The sequence below is a fragment of the Roseateles sp. GW821-FHT03B02 genome (genome assembly GCF_059421025.1).
Genome location: NZ_JBWKUV010000013.1, coordinates 18,898 through 37,850 on the forward strand (window position 1 = coordinate 18,898; position 18,953 = coordinate 37,850).

The window sequence follows — 18,953 nt, forward strand, 5'->3', positions numbered from 1 at the left end:
GCGCGGCGTTCAGATGATCTTGGAGAAGCGCTCGCGGCTGGCGTCGGCCTGCAGGTAGCGATCGAAGACCAGGGCGACGGCGCGCACGAAGTACCAGCCCAGCGGGGTAACCTGGATGGCGCCGGGCTCCAGCACGATGAGCCCCTGCTCGGCGAGCTGGCGCAGGCGCTCGAACTCGGGCGCGAAATAGGTCGGCACGTCCACCAGGTAGGACGCCGCGATGGACTCGAACTCCACGCGCCCCTGGCACATCAGCGCCATGATGACGGCGCGGCGCAGCAGGTCGTCGCGCGTCAACGCCAGGCCCCGCTGCACGGGGAGCTGGCGCTGGCGCAGCGCGTCCTCGTACTCGTCCATGGTCTTGGCGTTCTGCGCGTAGGTGGCGCCCACGCGGCTGATGGACGACACGCCCAGGCCGACGAGATCGCAGTCAGGCTGCGTGGAATAGCCCTGGAAGCCGCGGTGCAGCAGGCCCTGGCGCTTGGCGACGGCCAGCGGGTCGTCGGGCAGCGCGAAATGGTCCATGCCGATGTAGGTGTAGCCCTCGCCCAGCAGCGCGCTGATGGCGCCCGACAGCATGGCCAGCTTGTCGCCGGCCGGCGGCAGCATCTCAGCCACGATGCGGCGCTGCGGCTTGAAGCGCTGCGGCAGGTGGGCATAGGCGTACATCGCGATGCGGTCGGGCCGCAACTCGGCCACCTGCGCAATGGTGCGGGCAAAGCTCGCCGGCGTCTGCAGCGGCAGGCCGTAGATCAGGTCGACGTTGGTGGACGAGAAGCCCAGCTCGCGGGCGTTCTGCATCAGCGCGGCCACCTGCTCCAACGGCTGCACGCGATGCACGGCCTTCTGCACGGCGGCGTCGAAATCCTGCACGCCGAAGGACAGGCGGTTGAAGCCCAGCGAGCGCAGATGCGCCAGCCGGCCCGCATCCACCGTGCGCGGATCCACCTCGACCGAGACCTCGGCGTTCGGCAGGATCCTGAAGCGCCGGCGCAGGGCGTCCATCAGCGAGGTCAGCTCGACGTCGGACAGGAAAGTGGGGGAGCCGCCGCCCAGGTGCAGCTGCGACACCGGGGCCGTGCCGCCCAGGGCTTCGGCGACGAGATCCATCTCCACCTCCAGCGCGGCCAGGTACGGCGCGGCGCGCTCGTGGTGCTTGGTGATGATCTTGTTGCAGGCGCAGTAGTAGCAGAGCTGCTCGCAGAACGGGATGTGGACGTAGACGGACAGCGGCTGCACCGTGCCGCGTTGGCGCAGCGCCTGCAGATGCTGGGGCCCCTGGTAGGCCTCGACGAGGCGGTCGGCCGTGGGATAGGACGTGTAGCGCGGGCCTGCCACGTCGTGGCGGCGCAGCAGGTCGGCATCGATGGGGCGGTCTGTGACGGCTGGCATGCCGCCACTGTGCCGGCAGCCACCGGGCCGGGCGTTGATCCAAGTCAAGGCTGCAGCGCAGGCCGCCGAGAACAATGCGTTTCATGCTGACCCCTCTCACCCGCCCGATGAGCGTGCCGATCACCCCAGACATGCCCGCGCAGCCCGGTGCCGCGACGCTCGAACCGCTGCGGGTCGCCTGTGCCAGCTGCAATCTGCGTGAACTCTGCCTGCCGGTGGGGTTGAGCCCGGCCGATCTGCAGCGCCTGGACGGGCTGGTGGAGAAGCGCCGCAGCGTTCAGCGAGGCGACCACCTGTTCCGCAACGGCGACCGCTTCGAGGCGTTGTACGCCGTGCGCACCGGCTTCTTCAAGACCTGCGTGGGCAGCGAGGACGGTCGCGACCAGGTGACCGGTTTTCAGATGGCCGGCGAGTTGCTCGGACTGGACGGCATCAGCAGCGACCAGCACCACTGCGATGCCGTCGCGCTGGAGGACTCCTCCGTCTGCGTGATCCAGTACCGCGACCTGGAGGAGCTGTCGCGCGAATTCACGCTGCTGCAGCACCAGTTCCACAAGATCATGAGCCGCGAGATCGTGCGCGACCACGGCGTCATGCTGCTGCTGGGCAACATGCGCGCCGAGGAACGCTTGGCGGCGTTCCTGCTGAACCTGACGCAGCGCCTGCAGGCGCGCGGCTTCTCGTCGAGCAGCCTGGTGCTGCGCATGACGCGCGAGGAGATCGGCAGCTACCTCGGCCTCAAGCTCGAAACCGTCAGCCGCACCTTCTCCAAGTTCCAGGAAGACGGCGTGCTGGACGTCAAGCAGCGCCAGATCACCGTGCTCGATCCTCAGGCCTTGCAGCGTCTCATTTCCAACGCCGCCTGCTGACCGGGCAGGCTCGGGGGTCATTTGCTGCAGCGCAGCAAATGAGGCGTAGCATGGCTTCATGCGTCCCCAAGTCCTCATTATCGGCTGCGGGTTCGGCGGCCTGGAGGCGGCGCGAGCCCTCGCCGCTGCCGAGGTCGACGTCACCGTCGTCGACAAGACCAACCACCACCTCTTCCAGCCCCTGCTCTACCAGGTGGCCACGGCCGGCCTGTCGGCCCCGTCCATTGCGGCGCCCATCCGCCACCTGTTCCGCCGCCAGCCCAACGTGACGACACTGCTGGGCGAGGTCACCGCCCTCGACGCCCGCGCACAGACCGCCACACTGAAGGACGGCGCCACGCTGTGCTGGGACCACCTCATCGTCGCGGCCGGCGCCACCCACAGCTATTTCGGCCGCGACGACTGGGCTGCATTCGCACCGGGCCTGAAGACGCTGCAGGACGCCTTCGAGATCCGCCGCCGCGTGCTGCTCGCCTTCGAGGCCGCCGAGCGGGAGGACGACCCGGTCAAGCGCGTGGCGCTGCTGCAGTTCGTCGTTGTCGGCGCCGGGCCGACCGGGGTGGAGCTGGCCGGCACCTTCGCGGAGATCGCACGCCACACGCTTCCGGGCGAGTTCCGCCGCATCGACCCCAGGCAGGCCCGCGTGCTGCTGGTGGAAGGGGGCTCGCGCGTGCTGCAGGCCATGCCAGAGACCCTGAGCGAGCGTGCCCGCGAGCAGCTGGCTGCGCTGGGTGTGGAAGTGATGCTGGGCGCGCGGGTGAGCGGCATCGACGCCGAGGGGCTGGACATCACGACGGCCGCCGGGCCGCAGCGCCTGCACAGCCGCTGCGTGGTCTGGGCGGCCGGGGTGGCCGCCTCGCCGCTGGGCCGAGCGCTGGCAGACGCCACCGGCTGCATGCTGGACCGCGCCGGCCGCGTCGTCGTCGAGCCAGACCTCAGCCTCCAGGGCTTCCCCGCCATCCAGGTCATCGGCGACCTGGCCGCCGCGCAAAGCCATGCACCAGGCCACGAACCCAGGCCGGTGCCCGGGGTATCACCCGGCGCCAAGCAGATGGGTCGCCATGCGGCGGCCAACATCCGGCGCCGCCTGGGCAGTCAGCCCACCCTGCCCTTCCGCTACCGCGACTACGGCAACCTCGCCACCATCGGCAGGCACAGCGCCGTCGTGGATCTCGGCACGCCGGCCGGGCCGTTGCGCTTCTCGGGCTACGCGGCCTGGCTGTTCTGGCTATTCGCCCACGTGTACTTCCTGATCGGCTTTCGCAACCGCTTCGTGGTGCTGATGGACTGGGCCTGGGCCTACTGGACCCACGACCGGCATGCCCGCGTGATCAGCGCGGCCAGCCCGGCGCGCGACGCGCAGGCTTGACATCGTCGGCCGGCAGGCTGACGAGCAACAGCGCCAGGCTGGCAGCCAGCGCAATGACGCCCCAGAAGATCAGGAAGCTGAGCGTGTAGACCGCCTGGGGCGACCACTCGATGGGCGCAGCGCCGAACCAGCGCAGCTCGCCCGGGTCGACGACGGCGAAGACCAGCAGCTCCAGCACGCCGGCACACAGGAAGGACGACCAGGCCACCGCCATCGCGAAGCGCGCGATGCGCGACGGGCCGGCCTGGGCGTTCATTGATGCACCCTTCGGCCGGCGGTCTGGTCTGCCAAGCGGGAGCGAGCCTGCTTGGGGCGCCCCTGCACGGCGCTCACCGCTTGACCCCGGCGGCGCCGGTGGCGGCATGGTTGCGGGCGATCAGCGCGGGAATGTCGCCCTCGCGTGCGCGCATGTCGGCGGGCTCCACGTCGTCTGCCGAGCGCTGGGCCGAAGCGTGCAGGTCCAGCGGCGGATCGGGGTGCTTGATGGCCAGGGCCAGCGTGAAGAAGCTGGCGACGACGACGCTGGCCGGGCCTCCGACGACGAGCCAGACCATGGGCTCGCGCCAGGCGGATCGGGATTTCAGGGCGGACATGGGGTTCTCCTCGCCGTCAGCGCGGCAGCACGAAGGTGGATTTCTCGACGATGGTTTCGGCGGCGCCCTCGCCAACGCGGCTGATGCGCCACTGCATGGCGTGCGCGCCGGGCTTGAGCTGTTGCGCCGCACTCGGTGGCATGCGCAGGGCCACGGCCACCCAGCGCGCCTCGGCCGGACCCAGGTCCACGGTCGTCGCCTGGGTAAGCACCAGGCCGGGCAGGCCATCGGCCTCGATGCGGTAGCGCTGCGCCGACTCAGTCGCGTTCATGACCTGCAGCCGGTAGACGTTCTCGATCCAGCCGTCCTCGACGAGGCGGGCCAGCGAGGCGCGGTCGCGCACCACGTCGACGCGGAAGCCGTGCCGCGAGGCGATGCTCCACAACAGCGCCGTGCAGATGACGAGCAGCACGGCGGTGTAGATGACGACCCGTGGCCGCAGCACGCGGCGCCAGCGCTGGGCGCTGTTCAGGCCCTGCTCCAGGCCGTTCTCGGTGTCGAAGCGGATGAGCCCGCGCGGCGTGGCCATCTTGTCCATGACGCCGTTGCAGACGTCGATGCAGGCAGCGCAGCCGATGCATTCGTACTGCAAGCCCTTGCGGATGTCGATGCCGGTAGGGCAGACCTGCACGCACAGGCCGCAGTCGATGCAGTCGCCGACGGCGGCGCTGCGGGCTTCGCCCTTCTTGCGCTTGGCGTTGTTGCCGCGCGGCTCGCCGCGGCCCGGGTCGTAGCTGACGATCAGGGTGTCGCGGTCGAACATCGCGCTCTGAAAGCGCGCGTAGGGACACATGTACTTGCAGACCTGCTCGCGCATGTAGCCGGCGTTGCCGTAGGTGGCAAAGCCGTAGAACAGCACCCAGAAGGTCTCCCAGGGCCCCAGGCCCAGCGCCAGCACCTCGGCGCCCAGGGTGTGGATGGGCGTGAAGTAGCCGACGAAGGTGAAGCCCGTCCACAGCCCGAGCGCGATCCAGACGAGCTGCTTGCCTGACTTGCGCCACAGCTTGTCGAAGGACCAGGGCGACTTGTCCAGACGCAGCCGCGCGTTGCGGTCGCCCTCGAACCAGTGCTCCACCCGCATGAACATCTCGGTGTAGACCGTCTGCGGGCAGGCAAAGCCGCACCACAGCCGCCCGGCCACCGCAGTGAACAGGAACAGAGCGTAGGCCGAGATCATCAGCAGGCCTGTGAGGTACACGAAGTCCTGCGGATACAGCACCAGCCCGAAGATGTAGAAGCGCCGCGCCTCCAGATCGAAGAGCACGGCCTGCCGCTCGCCCCAGTCGAGCCAGGGCAGGCCATAGAACACGATCTGGGTCAGCGCGACGATGGCCCAGCGCCAGCGGGCATAGAAGCCATCCACGGCCCGTGGATGGATCTTGTCTTCCGACTTGTAGAGCCGGATGACCTGTACTGCATCGCCCGAACCGGGCGCGGAAGGGACGGGCATGGGGATCAGTTGGCGGCTGCTGGGCCTTGCGACTGTGACAGACCCCAGACGTAGGACGCAAGCACGCGGATCTGCTCGGGCGTCAGGCGCTCGCCGTGGGCCGGCATGACGCTGTGCTTGCCGTTGTTGACCATGGCCATCACGGCCTCCTCACCCCAGCCGTGCAGCCAGATCTTGTCGCTCAGATTGGGCGCGCCCAGGGCCTGGTTGCCCTGGCCGCCCGGGCCGTGGCAGGCCGCGCAGACGACGAACTTGGGCTTGCCAAGCTGGGCATACAGCGCGTTGTGCGGGCTGCCCGACAGCGAGAGCACGTAGTGGGCGACGTTGCGCACGTCCTCGCTCGAGCCCACGGCCGGCGCCATGACGGGCATGTTGCCGTCGCGGCCCTTGGTGATGGTCTCGGTGATGGCCTCGGGCGTGCCGCCCCACAGCCAGTCGTTGTCGGTCAGGTTGGGGAAGCCCTTGGAGCCCTTGGCGTCCGCGCCATGGCACTGCGCGCAGTTGTTGGCGAACAAGCGCTCGCCGATGGCGTGGGCCTTGGGGTCCTTGGCGAGCTGCTCGGGCGTCTTGTCGGCAAAGGCGGCATACACCGGCGCCATCGCGGCGCGGGCCTGGTCGACATCCCTGGCGTGCTCGCCCAGGCTGGTCCAGCCCAGCTTGCCGGCGGTGCTGCCCAGGCCCGGGTAGAGCGCCAGGTAGATGCCGGCGAAGACGATGGTCAGGATGAACAGGCCCATCCACCAGGCCGGCAGCGGGTTGTTCAGTTCGCGCAGATCCTCGTCCCAGACGTGGCCGGTGGTGTTGTCGGCCGCCATCACCTGGCGGCGGCTCGCGATGAAGAGCAGGATGCCGCAGGCGACCAGCCCGCCGATGGTGGCGGCGGCGACGAAGATGGACCAGCCGCTGCTGAAGAAGTCACTCATTGCTCGTCTCCTTCGAAAGGCAGGCGTGCGGCGTCGTCGAAGCGGCCACGCCAGGCCCAGGCGACGATGCCCAGGAAGACGGCCAGCGACACCAGGGTCACGGCCACGCGGAGTTCATTGATGCCCATGGTGCGGGCTCCTTACTTGTTCGCGGTGCCGAGCACCTGCAGATAGGCCACCAGCGCGTCGAGCTCGGTCTTGCCCTTCACGTCCTCGGCGGAGGACTTCACCTCGGCCTCGGTGTAGGGCACGCCCAGCGTGCGCATCGCCGCCAGCTTCGTCGGCATGATGGCCGCATCGACCGGGGCCCCTGCCAGCCAGGAGTAGGCCGGCATGTTGGACTCGGGCACCAGATCACGCGGGTTGTTCAGGTGGATGCGGTGCCAGTCGTCGCTGTACTTGCCGCCCACGCGGGCCAGGTCTGGGCCGGTGCGCTTGCTGCCCCACTGGAAGGGGTGGTCGTAGACGAACTCGCCGGCGGTAGAGTACTTGCCATAACGCAGCGTCTCGGCGGCGAGCGGGCGGATCATCTGCGAGTGGCAGTTGTAGCAGCCTTCGCGCAGATAGATGTCGCGGCCGGCCAGCTGCAGGGCCGTGTAGGGCTTGAGGCCCGGCGCGGCCTGCGTGGTGGAGCGCTGGAAGAACAGCGGCACGATCTCGACGACGCCGCCGACCAGCACGGTCAGCAGCACCAGCACGATCATCAGCAGGTTGCTGGTCTCGATGCGCTGGTGGCCGGAGACGGCTTGGGAATGGTTGCTCATGAAATCTCCTCAGGCGTGGGCCAGCGCGGGGGCGGGAATGCGCACGGGCTGCGCACGGCCGGCCTGCACGGTCTTGATGACGTTCCAGCTCATGATGCACATGCCGCTGAGGTACAGCAGGCCGCCGGCCAGGCGGATCACGTAGAAGGGCCAGGTGGCCTTCACGCTCTCGACGAAGGTGTAGACCAGCGTGCCGTCGGGGTTGACCGCGCGCCACATCAGGCCCTGCATGACGCCAGCGATCCACATCGCGGCGATGTAGAGCACGATACCCAGCGTCGCGACCCAGAAGTGCAGCTCGATGGCGCGCTTGGAGTACATCTCCGTGCGGCCGAACATGCGCGGGATCAGGTGATAGAGCGAGCCCATGGAGATCAGGCCCACCCAGCCCAGCGCGCCGCTGTGCACGTGGCCCACCGTCCAGTCGGTGTAGTGAGACAGTGCGTTGACCGTCTTGATCGACATCATCGGGCCCTCGAAGGTCGACATGCCGTAGAACGACAGCGCCACGATGAGGAACTTCAGGATGGGGTCGTCGCGCAGCTTGTGCCAGGCGCCCGACAGCGTCATGACGCCGTTGATCATGCCGCCCCAGCTGGGCGCCAGCAGCACCAGGCTGAAGATCATGCCCACGCTCTGCGCCCAGTCCGGCAGCGCCGTGTAGTGCAGGTGGTGCGGGCCCGCCCACATGTAGGTGAAGATCAGCGCCCAGAAGTGGACGATGGACAGGCGGTAGCTGTAGACGGGACGCTCGGCCTGCTTGGGGATGTAGTAGTACATCATCCCGAGGAAGCCGGCGGTCAGGAAGAAGCCCACTGCGTTATGGCCGTACCACCACTGCACCATGGCGTCTTGCACGCCGGCATAGGCGGAGTAGCTCTTGGTGAGGCTGACGGGAATCTCGGCGCTGTTGACGATGTGCAGCAGGGCCACGGCGAGAATGAAGGCGCCGAAGAACCAGTTCGCCACGTAGATGTGGCGGATCTTGCGCGTGCCCACGGTGCCGAAGAACACCACCGCGTACGCCACCCAGACCACGGCGATCAGGATGTCGATCGGCCATTCGAGCTCGGCATACTCCTTGCCGGTCGTGAAGCCCATGGGCAGCGAAATGGCCGCGAGCAGGATGACCAGTTGCCAGCCCCAGAAGGTGAACCAGGCCAGCTTCGGGCAGAAGAGCGCGGTCTGGCCGGTGCGCTGCACGACGTGGTAGCTGGTGGCGAACAGCGTGCAGCCGCCGAAGGCGAAGATGACGGCGTTGGTGTGCAGCGGGCGCAGCCGCCCGTAGCTCAACCAGGGAATGCCCAGATTCAGGTCGGGCCAGGCCAGCTGGGCGGCAATGATGACGCCCACCAGCATCCCCACCACGCCCCACAGGACGGCGGCCAGCGCGAAGGCGCGTACCGGTCCGTCTTCATATACCGCCCCGGTGGTGGCCAGGGCCTTTTCGTTCGCCATCGCGACTCCTTCAGTCAGATGCAAACGATTCTTCGTCCGTGACGCTTTACACGCCTTGATCCTCGTCAAGCAGGATGCGTTCACCCTCGTGTGAGAGGTCGTCCAGTTGCCCCGAGTTCACAGCCCAGCCGAACACGGCCAGGATGAGCAGCACGAGCACGACCGAGAACGGGATGAGGAGGTAGAGGATGTCCATCAGCGATTCAGGCGTTGTGCGTTGAGAACGACGAACAGCGAACTGCCGGCCATGCCGATGCCCGCAGCCAGCGGCGGCAGCAGGCCCGCCAGCGCCAGCGGCACGCAGGCCAGGTTGTAGAGAGCCGCCCAGGCCAGGTTCTGGCGCAGCACGCGGCGGGTTTTCTGTGCCAGCACCAGGGCCTGCGGCAGCACCATCAGCCGGTTGGACACCAGCAGCGCGTCGGCGGCGTTGCGGGCCAGCATGGCACCCTGCCCCATCGCGATGCGCACGTCGGCCGCGGCGAGCACCGGCGCGTCGTTGATGCCGTCGCCCACCATCAGCACGCGCTCGCCGCGAGCCTGCCAGTCGCGCAAGGCGGCCAGCTTGGTCTCGGGCGTCGCGCCGCCGCGCCAGTGGGCAATGTCGAGCAGCGTAGCCATGCGCGCGACGGCGGCGGGCTGATCGCCCGACAGCAGGCGCACGCGGCGGCCCTGGGCGCGCAACGCCTTGACCGCCTCGGCGGCGTCGGCGCGCGGCGCCTCGGCCAGATCCAGCCACAACACGCAGTCGCCGCAGCCGAAGGCAAGGCGAGCCTCGGGGTCAGGCCGCTCGCCGACCCAGGCCGGCGCGCCCAGGCGCCAGAGCCTGCCGCCCGCGTCGCGGGCCTCGACGCCGCGGCCGGCGACCTCGCGCACATCGCTCCAGTGCCCGGCGCCGCTGCCATCGGCCAGCGCCTGGGCATGCGGGTGGCGCGACATCCCGGCCAGGCTGCGCGCCATGGCCAGTAGCGCGTCGGCATCGCCACAGTGTTCGCCGTGGACCCACCAGCGGCGCAGCTGCAGGCGGTCCTCGCTGAGCGTGCCGGTCTTGTCGAAAACGATGGTGTCCACCGCGCACAGCCGCTCCAGCGCCGACAGGTCGGCCAGCAGCAGGCCGCGTCGCGCCAGCGTGCCGCTGGCCGTCAGCCAGGCGGCCGGCGCGGCCAGCGTCAACGCGCAGGGGCAGGTGACGATGAGCACCGCCACAGCCACAGCGACGGCGCGCGCTGGCTCGATCCACCACCAGGCAAGCCCTGCCCCCAGCGCCAGCAGCAGCACGGTGGCCGTGAAGCCGGCAGCCACGCGGTCCAGCAGGCCGTGGGCAAAAGGCCGCTGGCTCTGCGCCTGCTGCATCAGCCGCACGATGCCCTGAGCCGTCGTGTCGGCGCCCACGCGCTGTACGGCAACGACCAGAACGCCATCGAGGTTGAGGCTGCCGGCCGCGACCGCGTCGCCCGCGGCCTTGGCCACCGGCGCGGACTCGCCCGTCAGCAGCGCCTCGTTGACCCAGCCTTGCCCCGCCAGCACGCAGCCATCCGCGGCGAAGGCCTCGCCCGCTGCCACGCGGATGCGGTCACCCGGGCGCAGCGCCTCGGGGGCCACGCGCTCGCTGGTGCCGTCGTCCAGCAGCCGCTCGGCCGCAGATGGCAGCGCGCCGGCCACCGCCTCCAGCTCATCGGCCGCCCGGTGGCGCGCGCCCAGCTCGAACCAGCGCGCCAGCAGCAGCAGCGCGATGAACATCGTCAGCGAATCGAAATAGACCTCGTGGCCCAGCGGACCACGCGGATCGAACAGCGCCCCGGAGCTGGCAATGAAGGTCACCGCGATGCCGATGGCCACCGGCACGTCCATGCCAAGCCGGCCCGCACGCAGCTGCCGCCAGGCGCTACGGAAGAACGGCCCGGCCGCGAAGGCCATGACCGGCAGCGTCATCACCCAGCTGCCCCAGCGCAGCAGTTGATCCAGGTCGGCACTGAGCTCGCCCGGGCCGGCCACGTAGGCGGGCGTGGCCAGCATCATGACCTGCATCATCAGGAAGCCCGCGACGAACAGCCGCCACAGCGCCTGCCGCCGCTCCTGGCGGCGCAGTTCGCGCGCGGGCGCGGCGACATCGGGCGTGGCACGGTAGCCGGCGGCCTGCAACGCAGCCAGCACATCCGCCAGCGGGACGCGAGCGGGCTGCCAGCGCAGCGCGAGGCGGGCCGACGCGGCATTGACGCTGGCGCCCTCCACGCCCGGCAGCTTCAGCAGCGCCGATTCGATGATCCCCGAGCAGGCCGCGCAATGCATGCCGGCCACCTGGAACTGCGACAGCGCCACCCCGGCCGGGCCGTCGGGCCATGCAGTGAAAGGGGCGAGGAGCCGCGCGTCGGCATCGGCCGCGTGCAGCCCGAGGGGCGGAGCGCTCACGCCGCCAATCTAGCCGCGCCCTGCGGCGCACCCCATGACCTGAATCAAGGCGCTGGCAATCTTCCCGCCGGGCATTCCGGCAGGAACGCATATTGCGTGTCCTCCGAGGCCTGCAGTTCTTCAGGAGGCCCCTTCATGTCGGATCTGTCGATACCCGTGGACGCCGCCAACGACGCGTCCGCCACGCAGTTCTCCCACGTCAAGCCCGGGGACACACCCTGGCGCAGCGACGGGCTCAGAGACTTCTTCCTCTACCGCGACCTGGGCGTTGCTGCCGCTACCGGTGGGCGGGTCATCGCGCACCTTGTGAAGGCGAACATGGCCCCCGAAAAGGGCACGGGATGGCACCGCCATGAGGCGGAGTTCCAGATCGTGCTGATGACCAAGGGTTGGGCCAAGTTCATGTACGGCGACCAGGTGACCCTGGTGGAGGCCGGCGACTGCGTGCACCAGCGCCCCGGCATCGTCCACTACCTGTTCGATTACTCGCCGGACATGGAGTACCTGGAGATCGTCTCGCCAGCCGACTTCGGCACCGTGGACATGCCGCCGCCCTGCGAGGTGCCGATCCCGGCGCCCTGGGCGTGAGATTCAGAAGTCCATGTCGAGCTGTTCGATCTCGTCCGGCTCCAGCCGGGCGGCGGCGGTCCATTCCTGCAGCTCGGGCATGGCGCTGATGGTCTTGCAGTAGGCCAGGCAGGCCGGGTTCAGCGGCACGTCATAGGTCAGGAAGCGCGTGACGACCGGCGCAAATATCGCGTCGGCCGCGCTGCGCCTGGCGCCGAACAGAAAGGGCCCGCCGTAGCGCGCGAGGCAGTCGGTCCAGATCTCGCCGATGCGCTCGATGTCGGGTCCTGCACCGGCCCAGATCTTGTGCCGCGGGAAGTGGCCCTTGAGGTTCATCGGCAGCGCAGCGCGCAGGTTGGCGAAGCCCGAGTTCATCTCACCGCAGACCGCGCGGGCATGGGCGCGCGCCACGCGGTCGGCGGGCCACAGCGCGGCCTTGGGGAAGGTCTCCGCCAGGTATTCGGCGATAGCCAGCGTATTCCACACCGTCGCGCCGTCATGGCGCAGGCAGGGCACGCGGATGGACGGCGCCAGCAGCAGCAACTCCTTGCGGGCGTCCTCGTCGTCGGGCGGCAGCATGAGCTCCTCGAAGGCCAGGCCGGCGAAGCGCGCCAGCAGCCAGCCGCGCAGCGACCAGGACGAGTAATTCTTGCTGCTCAGCGTCAACGTGGCCGCGGGTGCGGTGACCGCCTTGGGTTTTCGCGCCGGCGCGGCCTTGAAGGGCTTGCGGGCCGCAGGCTTGGACTGCGTGGCAACGGGCATGAGCATCTCCTCGGCGGTCTGGACGCTGGCATCGACGCAAGGCGCATGCCATGCTGGCGCGCTCCTTGCGTCGCCTGACTCATCCCGGCCTTGCAGGAGCAGCCATGTACCCCGCCTACCAGGCCCACAGCGATCTGCTGTGGCCATTGCGCACGGCCACGCGCCTGTCGCTTCCGTTCCTGCAGCAGCCGGGCATTGCCGACGCCAGCTGGCTGCCGGCGCGCCAGCTGGCGGCGGCCGGCAAGGTCTTCGAGCTGGCCCAGATCACCCACACCCGCCCCCACTGGCGCATCGGCGAGATCTTCAGCGGCAACGAGCGCTGGCCCGTGACCGAGGAGGCTGCGCTGACCACGCCCTTCGCGACGCTGTTGCGCTTTCGCAAGGAGGGCGCGCCGGCGCAGCCCCGGGTGCTGGTGGTGGCGCCCATGTCGGGCCACTTCGCCACACTGCTGCGCGAGACGGTGCGCACGCTGCTCCAGGACCATGACGTCTATGTCACCGATTGGCACAACGTGCGCGACGTGCCGCTGGCGGCGGGCCGCTTCGGGCTGGACGAATACACCGGCCATCTGATCGACTTCCTCGCCGCCATCGGCCCCCAGTCCCATGTGGTGGCCGTCTGCCAGCCCTGCGTCAGCGCGCTCGCGGCCGTGTCGCTGATGGCCGAGGACGACCACCCCGCCACGCCGGCCAGCCTGACCTTGATGGCCGGCCCCATCGACTGCCGCGTCAGTCCCACGGCCGTCAACGAGCTGGCCACCAGCAAGCCCATTGGCTGGTTCAGGAAGAACCTGATCAGCCATGTGCCCTGGCAGCACGCGGGCGCGGGCCGGCGCGTCTACCCGGGCTTCGTGCAGCTGTCGGCCTTCATGAGCATGAACAAGGACCGGCACAGCAATGCCTTCAAGGACTACTACAAGCACCTCGTCGCCGACGAGTTCGACAAGGCCGAGGTCACGCGCATGTTCTACGAGGAGTACCTGGCCGTGGCCGACCTCGCCGCCGACTTCTACCTGGAGACGGTGGAGCGTGTCTTCCAGACCTACGACCTGCCACGCGGCGAGATGTTCTTCAAGGGCCGGCGCGTGAACCCGGCGGCCATCCGCCGCACGGCGCTGCTGACGGTGGAGGGCGAGCGCGACGACATCTGCTCGGTCGGCCAGACGCTGGCGGCGCAGGATCTGGCGTCGAGCCTGAAGGCCTATATGCGCACCCACTACATCCAGCCCAACGTGGGCCACTATGGCGTCTTCAGCGGGCGGCGCTGGCAGCACCAGGTCTATCCGCTGGTGCGGCACGTCATCCAGGTCTCGCAATGAGGTCTTACTACGCAAATGGCCCAAGCTCTGTAACAGGGGCGAAAAGTCAAGATATGGCTAGGGAAGGTCTGCATAACCCCGTGCATTGAGCCCGGCGCTGCAGATCGTGGACTTGCGGTTTCGTGATGCGGCTGCAGGACTCGATTTCCGGCTATTCGGCTCGCGAGCGCCGAGGCTTTCGGAGCCTGCGGCGCCCGTCTGGCGCATTGCAGACGCACTCATCCCTGCGCCTCGATGAGTCGCCTGCGCACCATCCACAGATTGCCCAGCGCGAACAACATCGTCAGCCGCGCCGTGTTCTTGGCCAAGCCCTGGTAGCGCACCTTGGCATAGCCGAACTGTTGCTTGACCACGCGGAACGGGTGCTCGACCTTGGCCCTCACGCTGGCCTTGAGCTGCTCGATCTTCTCCAGCACCCGGTGCAACTTGCACTCGGTGTCGAGCGCTCGTCGCTGGCCTGGCTGCATGGCCACGTGCCAACGTGTCTTTGAGTCCTTGAGCTCCTGGCGCTTGTCCACGCCCCGGTAGCCGGCATCGGCCCACGCGTCGCTCTCCTGGCCGTGCAGCAGCCCGGCCGCCTGCGTGACGTCGTTGACGTTGGCCGCCGTGCCGATGACCGTGTGCACCAGGCCCGACTCGGCATCCACGCCGATGTGGGCCTTCATGCCGAAGTGCCACTGGTTGCCCTTCTTGGTCTGGTGCATCTCGGGGTCGCGCTCGCCGTCCTTGTTCTTGGTCGAGCTGGGCGCGGCAATGATGGTGGCGTCGACCACCGTACCGGTCTTGAGCAACAGGCCTTGCTGGGCCAGGCCGGCGTTGATGGTGGCCAGCACCTTCGGCGCGAGCTGCTGCTTCTCCAGCAGGTGCCGGAACCTCAGGATCGTAGTCTCGTCGGGCAACCGCGCCGAGCCGTCCAGGCCGACGAAGCGCCGGTACAGCGGGCGCTCGTGCAACTCTTCTTCCATCGCCGGGTCGCTGAGGTTCCACCAGAGTTGCAGGCAGTGAATGCGCAGCATCGTCTCGATGGGGAACGGCGGACGGCCGCCCAGCGCCTGGTGGGCACCGCGGGCATGGGGCTGGATCAGCGCCACCAATTCCGCCCAAGGCACGACTTGATTCATCTCGTCGAGGAAGACTTCCTTGCGCGTCTTCTTGGGCAGAGGGTCAAGGCCCAGCGTGATCTGATTCATGCCCGCCATCGTCTCTTGCGTTCACGCCGCGCGCCAGTCGGGGTGACGCGGGGTTTTGCAGACCTTCCCTAGGCGCCAACCCACCGTATTAGCTAACCGACGCCAGCTTGAGCAAGAGCCTGGCGTTGTCGGTGCAGATGGCCCGAAAGCTAGCGCTGATTCGCTCGTCAGCCGCGGCAAGTTGCCAGAACTCGATGGCCGCGCGTGCCGCGGGCTCCCAGACGTCGCGCTCGGCCGGTAGCGGTAGCTTGGGCTGGAAGGTTCGGGTTGGAACTTCCACGCCGCGCGCTGGCGCGTAAAGCATCGGTAGCATGTCGTAGGTCGGCGACAGCCGCAGTCTCGCGTGACCGCCCTGGGCGTTCGGCTGGAACGACAGGTTGCCCTCGTGCATGTCGGTGTTGCAGATGAGCTGGCCGAAATGCCACAGCAGCGCGATGTGTTGGGCATCGACAGTGGATAACCAGCCACGCTCGGTCACCATCCGGGCAGCCTCGGTCCAGGGAGCCCCTGCTACGCCGAACAGCGCGGCGTTCAGCGAGGACCAGGACGCCACGCCGGAGCGGCCAAGCAGTCCGTGCCGGTCGAAGCGCTCAACCTCCAGAAAGGTGCGCCCGCTGCTACGGCGGATGCGCGAGGTTGACGCGCCGATGCCCAGGCGCGCCGGCAAGATGACGCTAGCCAGGTGCTCGCACACCAGCAAGTCAGCCCAGCGTCTAGTGCCCGGCGAGTCGTCTGAGCCGGAGAATTTGACCAGCACGTGCTGCACACGCCTGTCGCCGAATTCGCGCACGGCCGCAAACTTTGGAAACTCACCTCCGACCGAGGAACCCACAACCCCTTGGGCCATGGCGGTCTCGGCTAGGCTGGCGTAAACCTGCTCTACCTCGTCCTCAGCGATCGGCGCGTCACCACGGCCCAGACGCGCATCCTGCAGCCGTTCGAGCCATTGACGGCAGGCCGGCTCGCCGACGATGAGATTACCTAGCAGGTCGGCCCCCAGTAGCGACATCGCGTGCAGCGCGTGATCATCGGACCATGCCGTCGGGTCCGCGGGAACCTGAAGCATCTCGGCGTGTTGATGTGCGAAGTTGCGACCTAGGAAGCCCTGGGGCCGCATGTCGTTGAGGGGATAGGGCAGGCCGTCGAACCAGCCCGCCTGCATGTCATCAACCAACGGCCAGCCGAAGTCTGCGACGAACTCGGCGGCGCAGCCGTCCGGGTAGGTCAGGTCGAGTCGGGCAATTTCCTGCACGTCTCCGTGCTCGTCGACGCGGTACAGGGGCAGCGCTGCACTGGAGCCGCGCAATGCGCGGCGCGCGGCATAAGTGGTGCGCCGGGCACTGCCCCGCACGATGACCTCGTCGCCGGCCGCACGCGCCAATCGCATCAGCGTGGCTCGGCTGACCCCGAGCGACTTGAGGAGTTCGCCTGCCCGTAGGCGCCCGTTCAGGCGCAATGTAGCGACAAGGTCCGCAGCCACAATGAAACGATTTTTTGAACCATGACGCGACCGAACTACCTGCGTGAAAGCTCTTTATTTAGAAAATCTCAGAAACGATGTATGAAACGATTGTAGGGCGTCCGTGGAAGTTGGAAAGAGATACCTTTCGCCCCCCTGGACGCGCGGACTCAAGCCCCTCCTCGGCATGGAGCAGTCGTCGGCCTGGACGACGCTGCAGTTCGTGGCTCGCAACGCCGTCAAGTCGTTGTGCGGGTCGGGGGAGGGGCGCCGAAATTGGCTCAAAATCGCTTGGTGCGCGCGGCTTACAGGCCGCAAACCCGCGCCAATGCTCACCTTCCGGCGTTTCTTGGGCCATTTGCGTAGTAAAGCCCTCGCAATGAACAAAGGCCGGCTGAAGCCGGCCTTTGTTCGGGAGCGGATCGCTCAGGCGAAGTTGGCTTCGGCGAACTGCCAGTTCACGAGATTGCTTAGGAAGGTCTCGACGAACTTGGGACGCAGGTTGCGGTAGTCGATGTAGTAGGCGTGTTCCCAGACGTCCACGGTCAGCAGGGCCTTGTCGGCGGTCGTCAGCGGCGTGCCGGCGGCACCCGTGTTGACGATGTCGACCGAACCGTCGGCCTTCTTCACGAGCCAGGTCCAGCCCGAGCCGAAGTTGCCCACGGCGCTCTTGACAAAGGCTTCCTTGAAGGCGGCGTAGCTGCCCCACTTGGCGTTGATGGCCGTGGCCAGGGCACCCGAGGGCTCGCCGCCACCTTGCGGCTTCATGCAGTTCCAGAAGAAGGTGTGGTTCCAGATCTGGGCCGAGTTGTTGTAGATGCCGCCGGAGCTCTTCTTGATGATCTCTTCGAGCGTCATCGATTCGAACTCGGTGCCCTTCTGCAGGTTGTTCAGGTTCACGACGTAGGCGTTGTGGTGCTTGCCGTGGTGGAACTCCAGCGTCTCCTTGCTGTAGTGCGGAGCCAGCGAGTCGATGGGGTAAGGCAGCGGGGGCAGCGTGTGTTCCATGGTGTGAACCTCAGGGTGTTGGGGGGAAGGGAAAACGCGGCGGATTGTAGGGAGGCTCAATCACCCCTGCGCCGAAGGCAATACCTTCAGTCGGGCCTTGCCATCGGCCAGCACGGCGGCCACCTCGCGGCCTGGCGTCAAGTCCTTGACGGAGGTGATCGCGCCGCCCTCGCCGTCATCCAGCCAGGCATAGCCGCGGGCCAGCACATGCTGGGGGTCCAGGGCCTGCAGCCGGGCTTGCAGCGAATCCAGCCTGGCAGCCTGGCGACGCAGCACCTCCAGGCCCGCGCGCTCATGGCGTTGCGCCAGGTGGGCCAGGCGCTGGCGCTGCAGTTCGACGCGCCGTCCGGGCGCTGCCGCGGCACGTTGGGCCAGCAGGTCCAGCAGGCGGCGCTGGCGGGCCAGCGCGTCACTGGGGCGGGCCAGGCGCAAGGCAAGGCGGTCCAGCCGCTGGGCCAGTGATTGCAGGCGCTGCTCGGTGCGCAGCGTCAGCGCGCGCTCGAGGCCGGCAAGCTGGGCCTGAAGAGACTCGCGCGACGGTGCGGCCAGTTCAGCCGCGGCCGTGGGCGTGGGCGCGCGCAGGTCGGCGGCCAGGTCGCACAAGGTCACATCGGTCTCGTGGCCGACACCGCAGACGACGGGCAGGTCCGAAGACGCCACCGCGCGCACGACACGCTCGTCGTTAAAGGCCCAAAGGTCCTCCAGCGAACCGCCGCCACGCACCAGCAGCAGCACGTCCACTTCGGCCCGTGCGTTGGCCACCTGCAGCGCCCGCACGAGTGCCGGGGGCGCCTCGGCACCCTGCACGGGGCTGGGGTAGACGACGACCTCGACCTGCGGCGCCCGCCGCGCCAGCGCCGTCAGCACATCGTGCAGGGCCGCGCCGGCAGCCGACGTGACGACGCCGATGCGCCGCGGATGGGTCGGCAGGGCGCGCTTGGCTTCGGCATCGAACAGGCCTTCTGCCGCCAGCCGCGCGCGCAGCTTCAGGAACTGCTCGTACAGCGTGCCGGCGCCGGCGCGCCGCATGGCCTCGACGACGAACTGCAGCTCGCCCCTCGGTTCATAGACGGCCACGCGGCCGCGCAGTTCGACGAGCACGCCCTCGCCCGGCGCAAAGTCCAGCATCGCCGCAGCGCGGCGGAACATCGCGCAGCGCAGGCTGGCGGCCTGACCGTCGGCGTCCTTCAGCCCGAAATAGCAGTGCCCGCTGGCGGCTCGTGTGAAGCCGGCAATCTCGCCACCGACGACGACGACGGAAAAACGCTCGGCCAGGCTCTGACTCACCGCCTCCAGCAGGCCGGCCACACCCCAGACACGCCGATTTGAAGCGGCTTCGCGAGGCTCAATCACGCGCAAACCCAATGCCGGCGCGGGCCGGGAAGTCCACAGCCGCGCCAATACTGGGCCGGCGGGCCGTTTTC

Annotated in this window: 19 protein-coding genes; 4 read left to right on the forward strand and 15 right to left on the reverse strand. The window is 68.4% G+C overall.

What is annotated here, in order from left to right:
- Window positions 1–9 precede the first annotated feature (9 nt).
- Window positions 10–1,392 (reverse strand): oxygen-independent coproporphyrinogen III oxidase, encoded by a 1,383-nt coding sequence (gene hemN / locus AC07VX_RS25280; protein ID WP_493167647.1) that lies wholly within the window; start codon window positions 1,390–1,392, stop codon window positions 10–12.
- A gap of 131 nt (window positions 1,393–1,523) precedes the next feature.
- Between hemN and fnr the strand changes: the two genes are divergently transcribed.
- Both fnr and AC07VX_RS25290 read left to right on the forward strand, forming a co-directional pair.
- Window positions 1,524–2,261 carry a fumarate/nitrate reduction transcriptional regulator Fnr gene (gene fnr, locus AC07VX_RS25285; protein ID WP_493167670.1) on the forward strand — a complete coding sequence of 246 codons (738 nt, stop codon included), beginning with the start codon at window positions 1,524–1,526 and terminating at the stop codon, window positions 2,259–2,261.
- A 58-nt stretch (window positions 2,262–2,319) separates the two neighbouring features.
- Complete coding sequence (locus AC07VX_RS25290; RefSeq protein ID WP_493167646.1) at window positions 2,320–3,630, forward strand: NAD(P)/FAD-dependent oxidoreductase; 1,311 nt, start codon at window positions 2,320–2,322, stop codon at window positions 3,628–3,630.
- Here AC07VX_RS25290 and AC07VX_RS25295 read toward each other — a convergent pair.
- The 9 genes from AC07VX_RS25295 to AC07VX_RS25335 all read right to left on the reverse strand — a co-directional run bounded on the left by AC07VX_RS25295 (window position 3,593) and on the right by AC07VX_RS25335 (window position 11,224).
- Window positions 3,593–3,886 (reverse strand): hypothetical protein, encoded by a 294-nt coding sequence (locus AC07VX_RS25295; protein ID WP_493167645.1) that lies wholly within the window; start codon window positions 3,884–3,886, stop codon window positions 3,593–3,595. The two genes, AC07VX_RS25290 and AC07VX_RS25295, sit on opposite strands and share 38 nt — an antisense overlap.
- Window positions 3,887–3,959: 73 nt before the next feature.
- A complete protein-coding gene (locus tag AC07VX_RS25300; RefSeq protein WP_493167644.1) occupies window positions 3,960–4,223 on the reverse strand; it encodes a hypothetical protein in 264 nt (87 codons plus the stop codon).
- A gap of 16 nt (window positions 4,224–4,239) precedes the next feature.
- A complete protein-coding gene (ccoG, locus tag AC07VX_RS25305; RefSeq protein WP_493167643.1) occupies window positions 4,240–5,673 on the reverse strand; it encodes a cytochrome c oxidase accessory protein CcoG in 1,434 nt (477 codons plus the stop codon).
- 5 nt (window positions 5,674–5,678) lie between these two features.
- Window positions 5,679–6,596, reverse strand: a complete 918-nt coding sequence (gene ccoP, locus AC07VX_RS25310) for a cytochrome-c oxidase, cbb3-type subunit III (protein ID WP_493167642.1) — start codon at window positions 6,594–6,596, stop codon at window positions 5,679–5,681.
- The gene (locus AC07VX_RS25315) at window positions 6,593–6,724 is read right to left on the reverse strand and encodes a cbb3-type cytochrome oxidase subunit 3 (RefSeq protein ID WP_493167641.1); all 132 of its coding nucleotides are present in this window, start codon (window positions 6,722–6,724) and stop codon (window positions 6,593–6,595) included. Before AC07VX_RS25315 ends, ccoP begins: the two co-directional genes overlap by 4 nt.
- 12 nt (window positions 6,725–6,736) lie before the next feature.
- Window positions 6,737–7,360 carry a cytochrome-c oxidase, cbb3-type subunit II gene (gene ccoO / locus AC07VX_RS25320; protein WP_493167639.1) on the reverse strand — a complete coding sequence of 208 codons (624 nt, stop codon included), beginning with the start codon at window positions 7,358–7,360 and terminating at the stop codon, window positions 6,737–6,739.
- Between the two features lie 9 nt (window positions 7,361–7,369).
- On the reverse strand, window positions 7,370–8,818 hold the full coding sequence (ccoN, locus tag AC07VX_RS25325) for a cytochrome-c oxidase, cbb3-type subunit I (protein ID WP_493167638.1): 1,449 nt from the start codon (window positions 8,816–8,818) through the stop codon (window positions 7,370–7,372).
- A 46-nt stretch (window positions 8,819–8,864) separates the two neighbouring features.
- Entirely contained in the window at window positions 8,865–9,014 is a 150-nt protein-coding gene (gene ccoS, locus AC07VX_RS25330; RefSeq protein WP_493167637.1) for a cbb3-type cytochrome oxidase assembly protein CcoS, read from the reverse strand.
- Complete coding sequence (locus AC07VX_RS25335) at window positions 9,014–11,224, reverse strand: heavy metal translocating P-type ATPase (protein ID WP_493167636.1); 2,211 nt, start codon at window positions 11,222–11,224, stop codon at window positions 9,014–9,016. Before AC07VX_RS25335 ends, ccoS begins: the two co-directional genes overlap by 1 nt.
- A 135-nt stretch (window positions 11,225–11,359) precedes the next feature.
- Here AC07VX_RS25335 and AC07VX_RS25340 point away from each other — a divergent pair, with 135 nt between their 5' ends.
- Complete coding sequence (locus AC07VX_RS25340; RefSeq protein WP_493167635.1) at window positions 11,360–11,812, forward strand: cupin domain-containing protein; 453 nt, start codon at window positions 11,360–11,362, stop codon at window positions 11,810–11,812.
- A gap of 3 nt (window positions 11,813–11,815) precedes the next feature.
- On the opposite strand, the gene AC07VX_RS25345 is transcribed toward AC07VX_RS25340, so the two are convergent.
- On the reverse strand, window positions 11,816–12,553 hold the full coding sequence (locus tag AC07VX_RS25345; protein ID WP_493167634.1) for a glutathione S-transferase family protein: 738 nt from the start codon (window positions 12,551–12,553) through the stop codon (window positions 11,816–11,818).
- A 104-nt stretch (window positions 12,554–12,657) separates the two neighbouring features.
- Here AC07VX_RS25345 and AC07VX_RS25350 point away from each other — a divergent pair, with 104 nt between their 5' ends.
- Entirely contained in the window at window positions 12,658–13,872 is a 1,215-nt protein-coding gene (locus AC07VX_RS25350) for a polyhydroxyalkanoate depolymerase (protein ID WP_493167633.1), read from the forward strand.
- 218 nt (window positions 13,873–14,090) lie between these two features.
- Here the strand turns inward: AC07VX_RS25350 and AC07VX_RS25355 are convergent, their stop codons facing one another.
- From AC07VX_RS25355 to xseA, 4 genes are all read right to left on the reverse strand, one after another.
- Window positions 14,091–15,062, reverse strand: coding sequence for an IS5 family transposase (locus AC07VX_RS25355; protein ID WP_493167632.1), 972 nt, complete (start codon window positions 15,060–15,062; stop codon window positions 14,091–14,093).
- A gap of 88 nt (window positions 15,063–15,150) precedes the next feature.
- Entirely contained in the window at window positions 15,151–16,542 is a 1,392-nt protein-coding gene (yjjJ, locus tag AC07VX_RS25360; protein WP_493167631.1) for a type II toxin-antitoxin system HipA family toxin YjjJ, read from the reverse strand.
- A 405-nt stretch (window positions 16,543–16,947) separates the two neighbouring features.
- Window positions 16,948–17,529, reverse strand: coding sequence for a superoxide dismutase (locus AC07VX_RS25365; RefSeq protein ID WP_493167630.1), 582 nt, complete (start codon window positions 17,527–17,529; stop codon window positions 16,948–16,950).
- Between the two features lie 60 nt (window positions 17,530–17,589).
- Complete coding sequence (gene xseA, locus AC07VX_RS25370) at window positions 17,590–18,882, reverse strand: exodeoxyribonuclease VII large subunit (protein ID WP_493167629.1); 1,293 nt, start codon at window positions 18,880–18,882, stop codon at window positions 17,590–17,592.
- Window positions 18,883–18,953 lie beyond the last annotated feature (71 nt).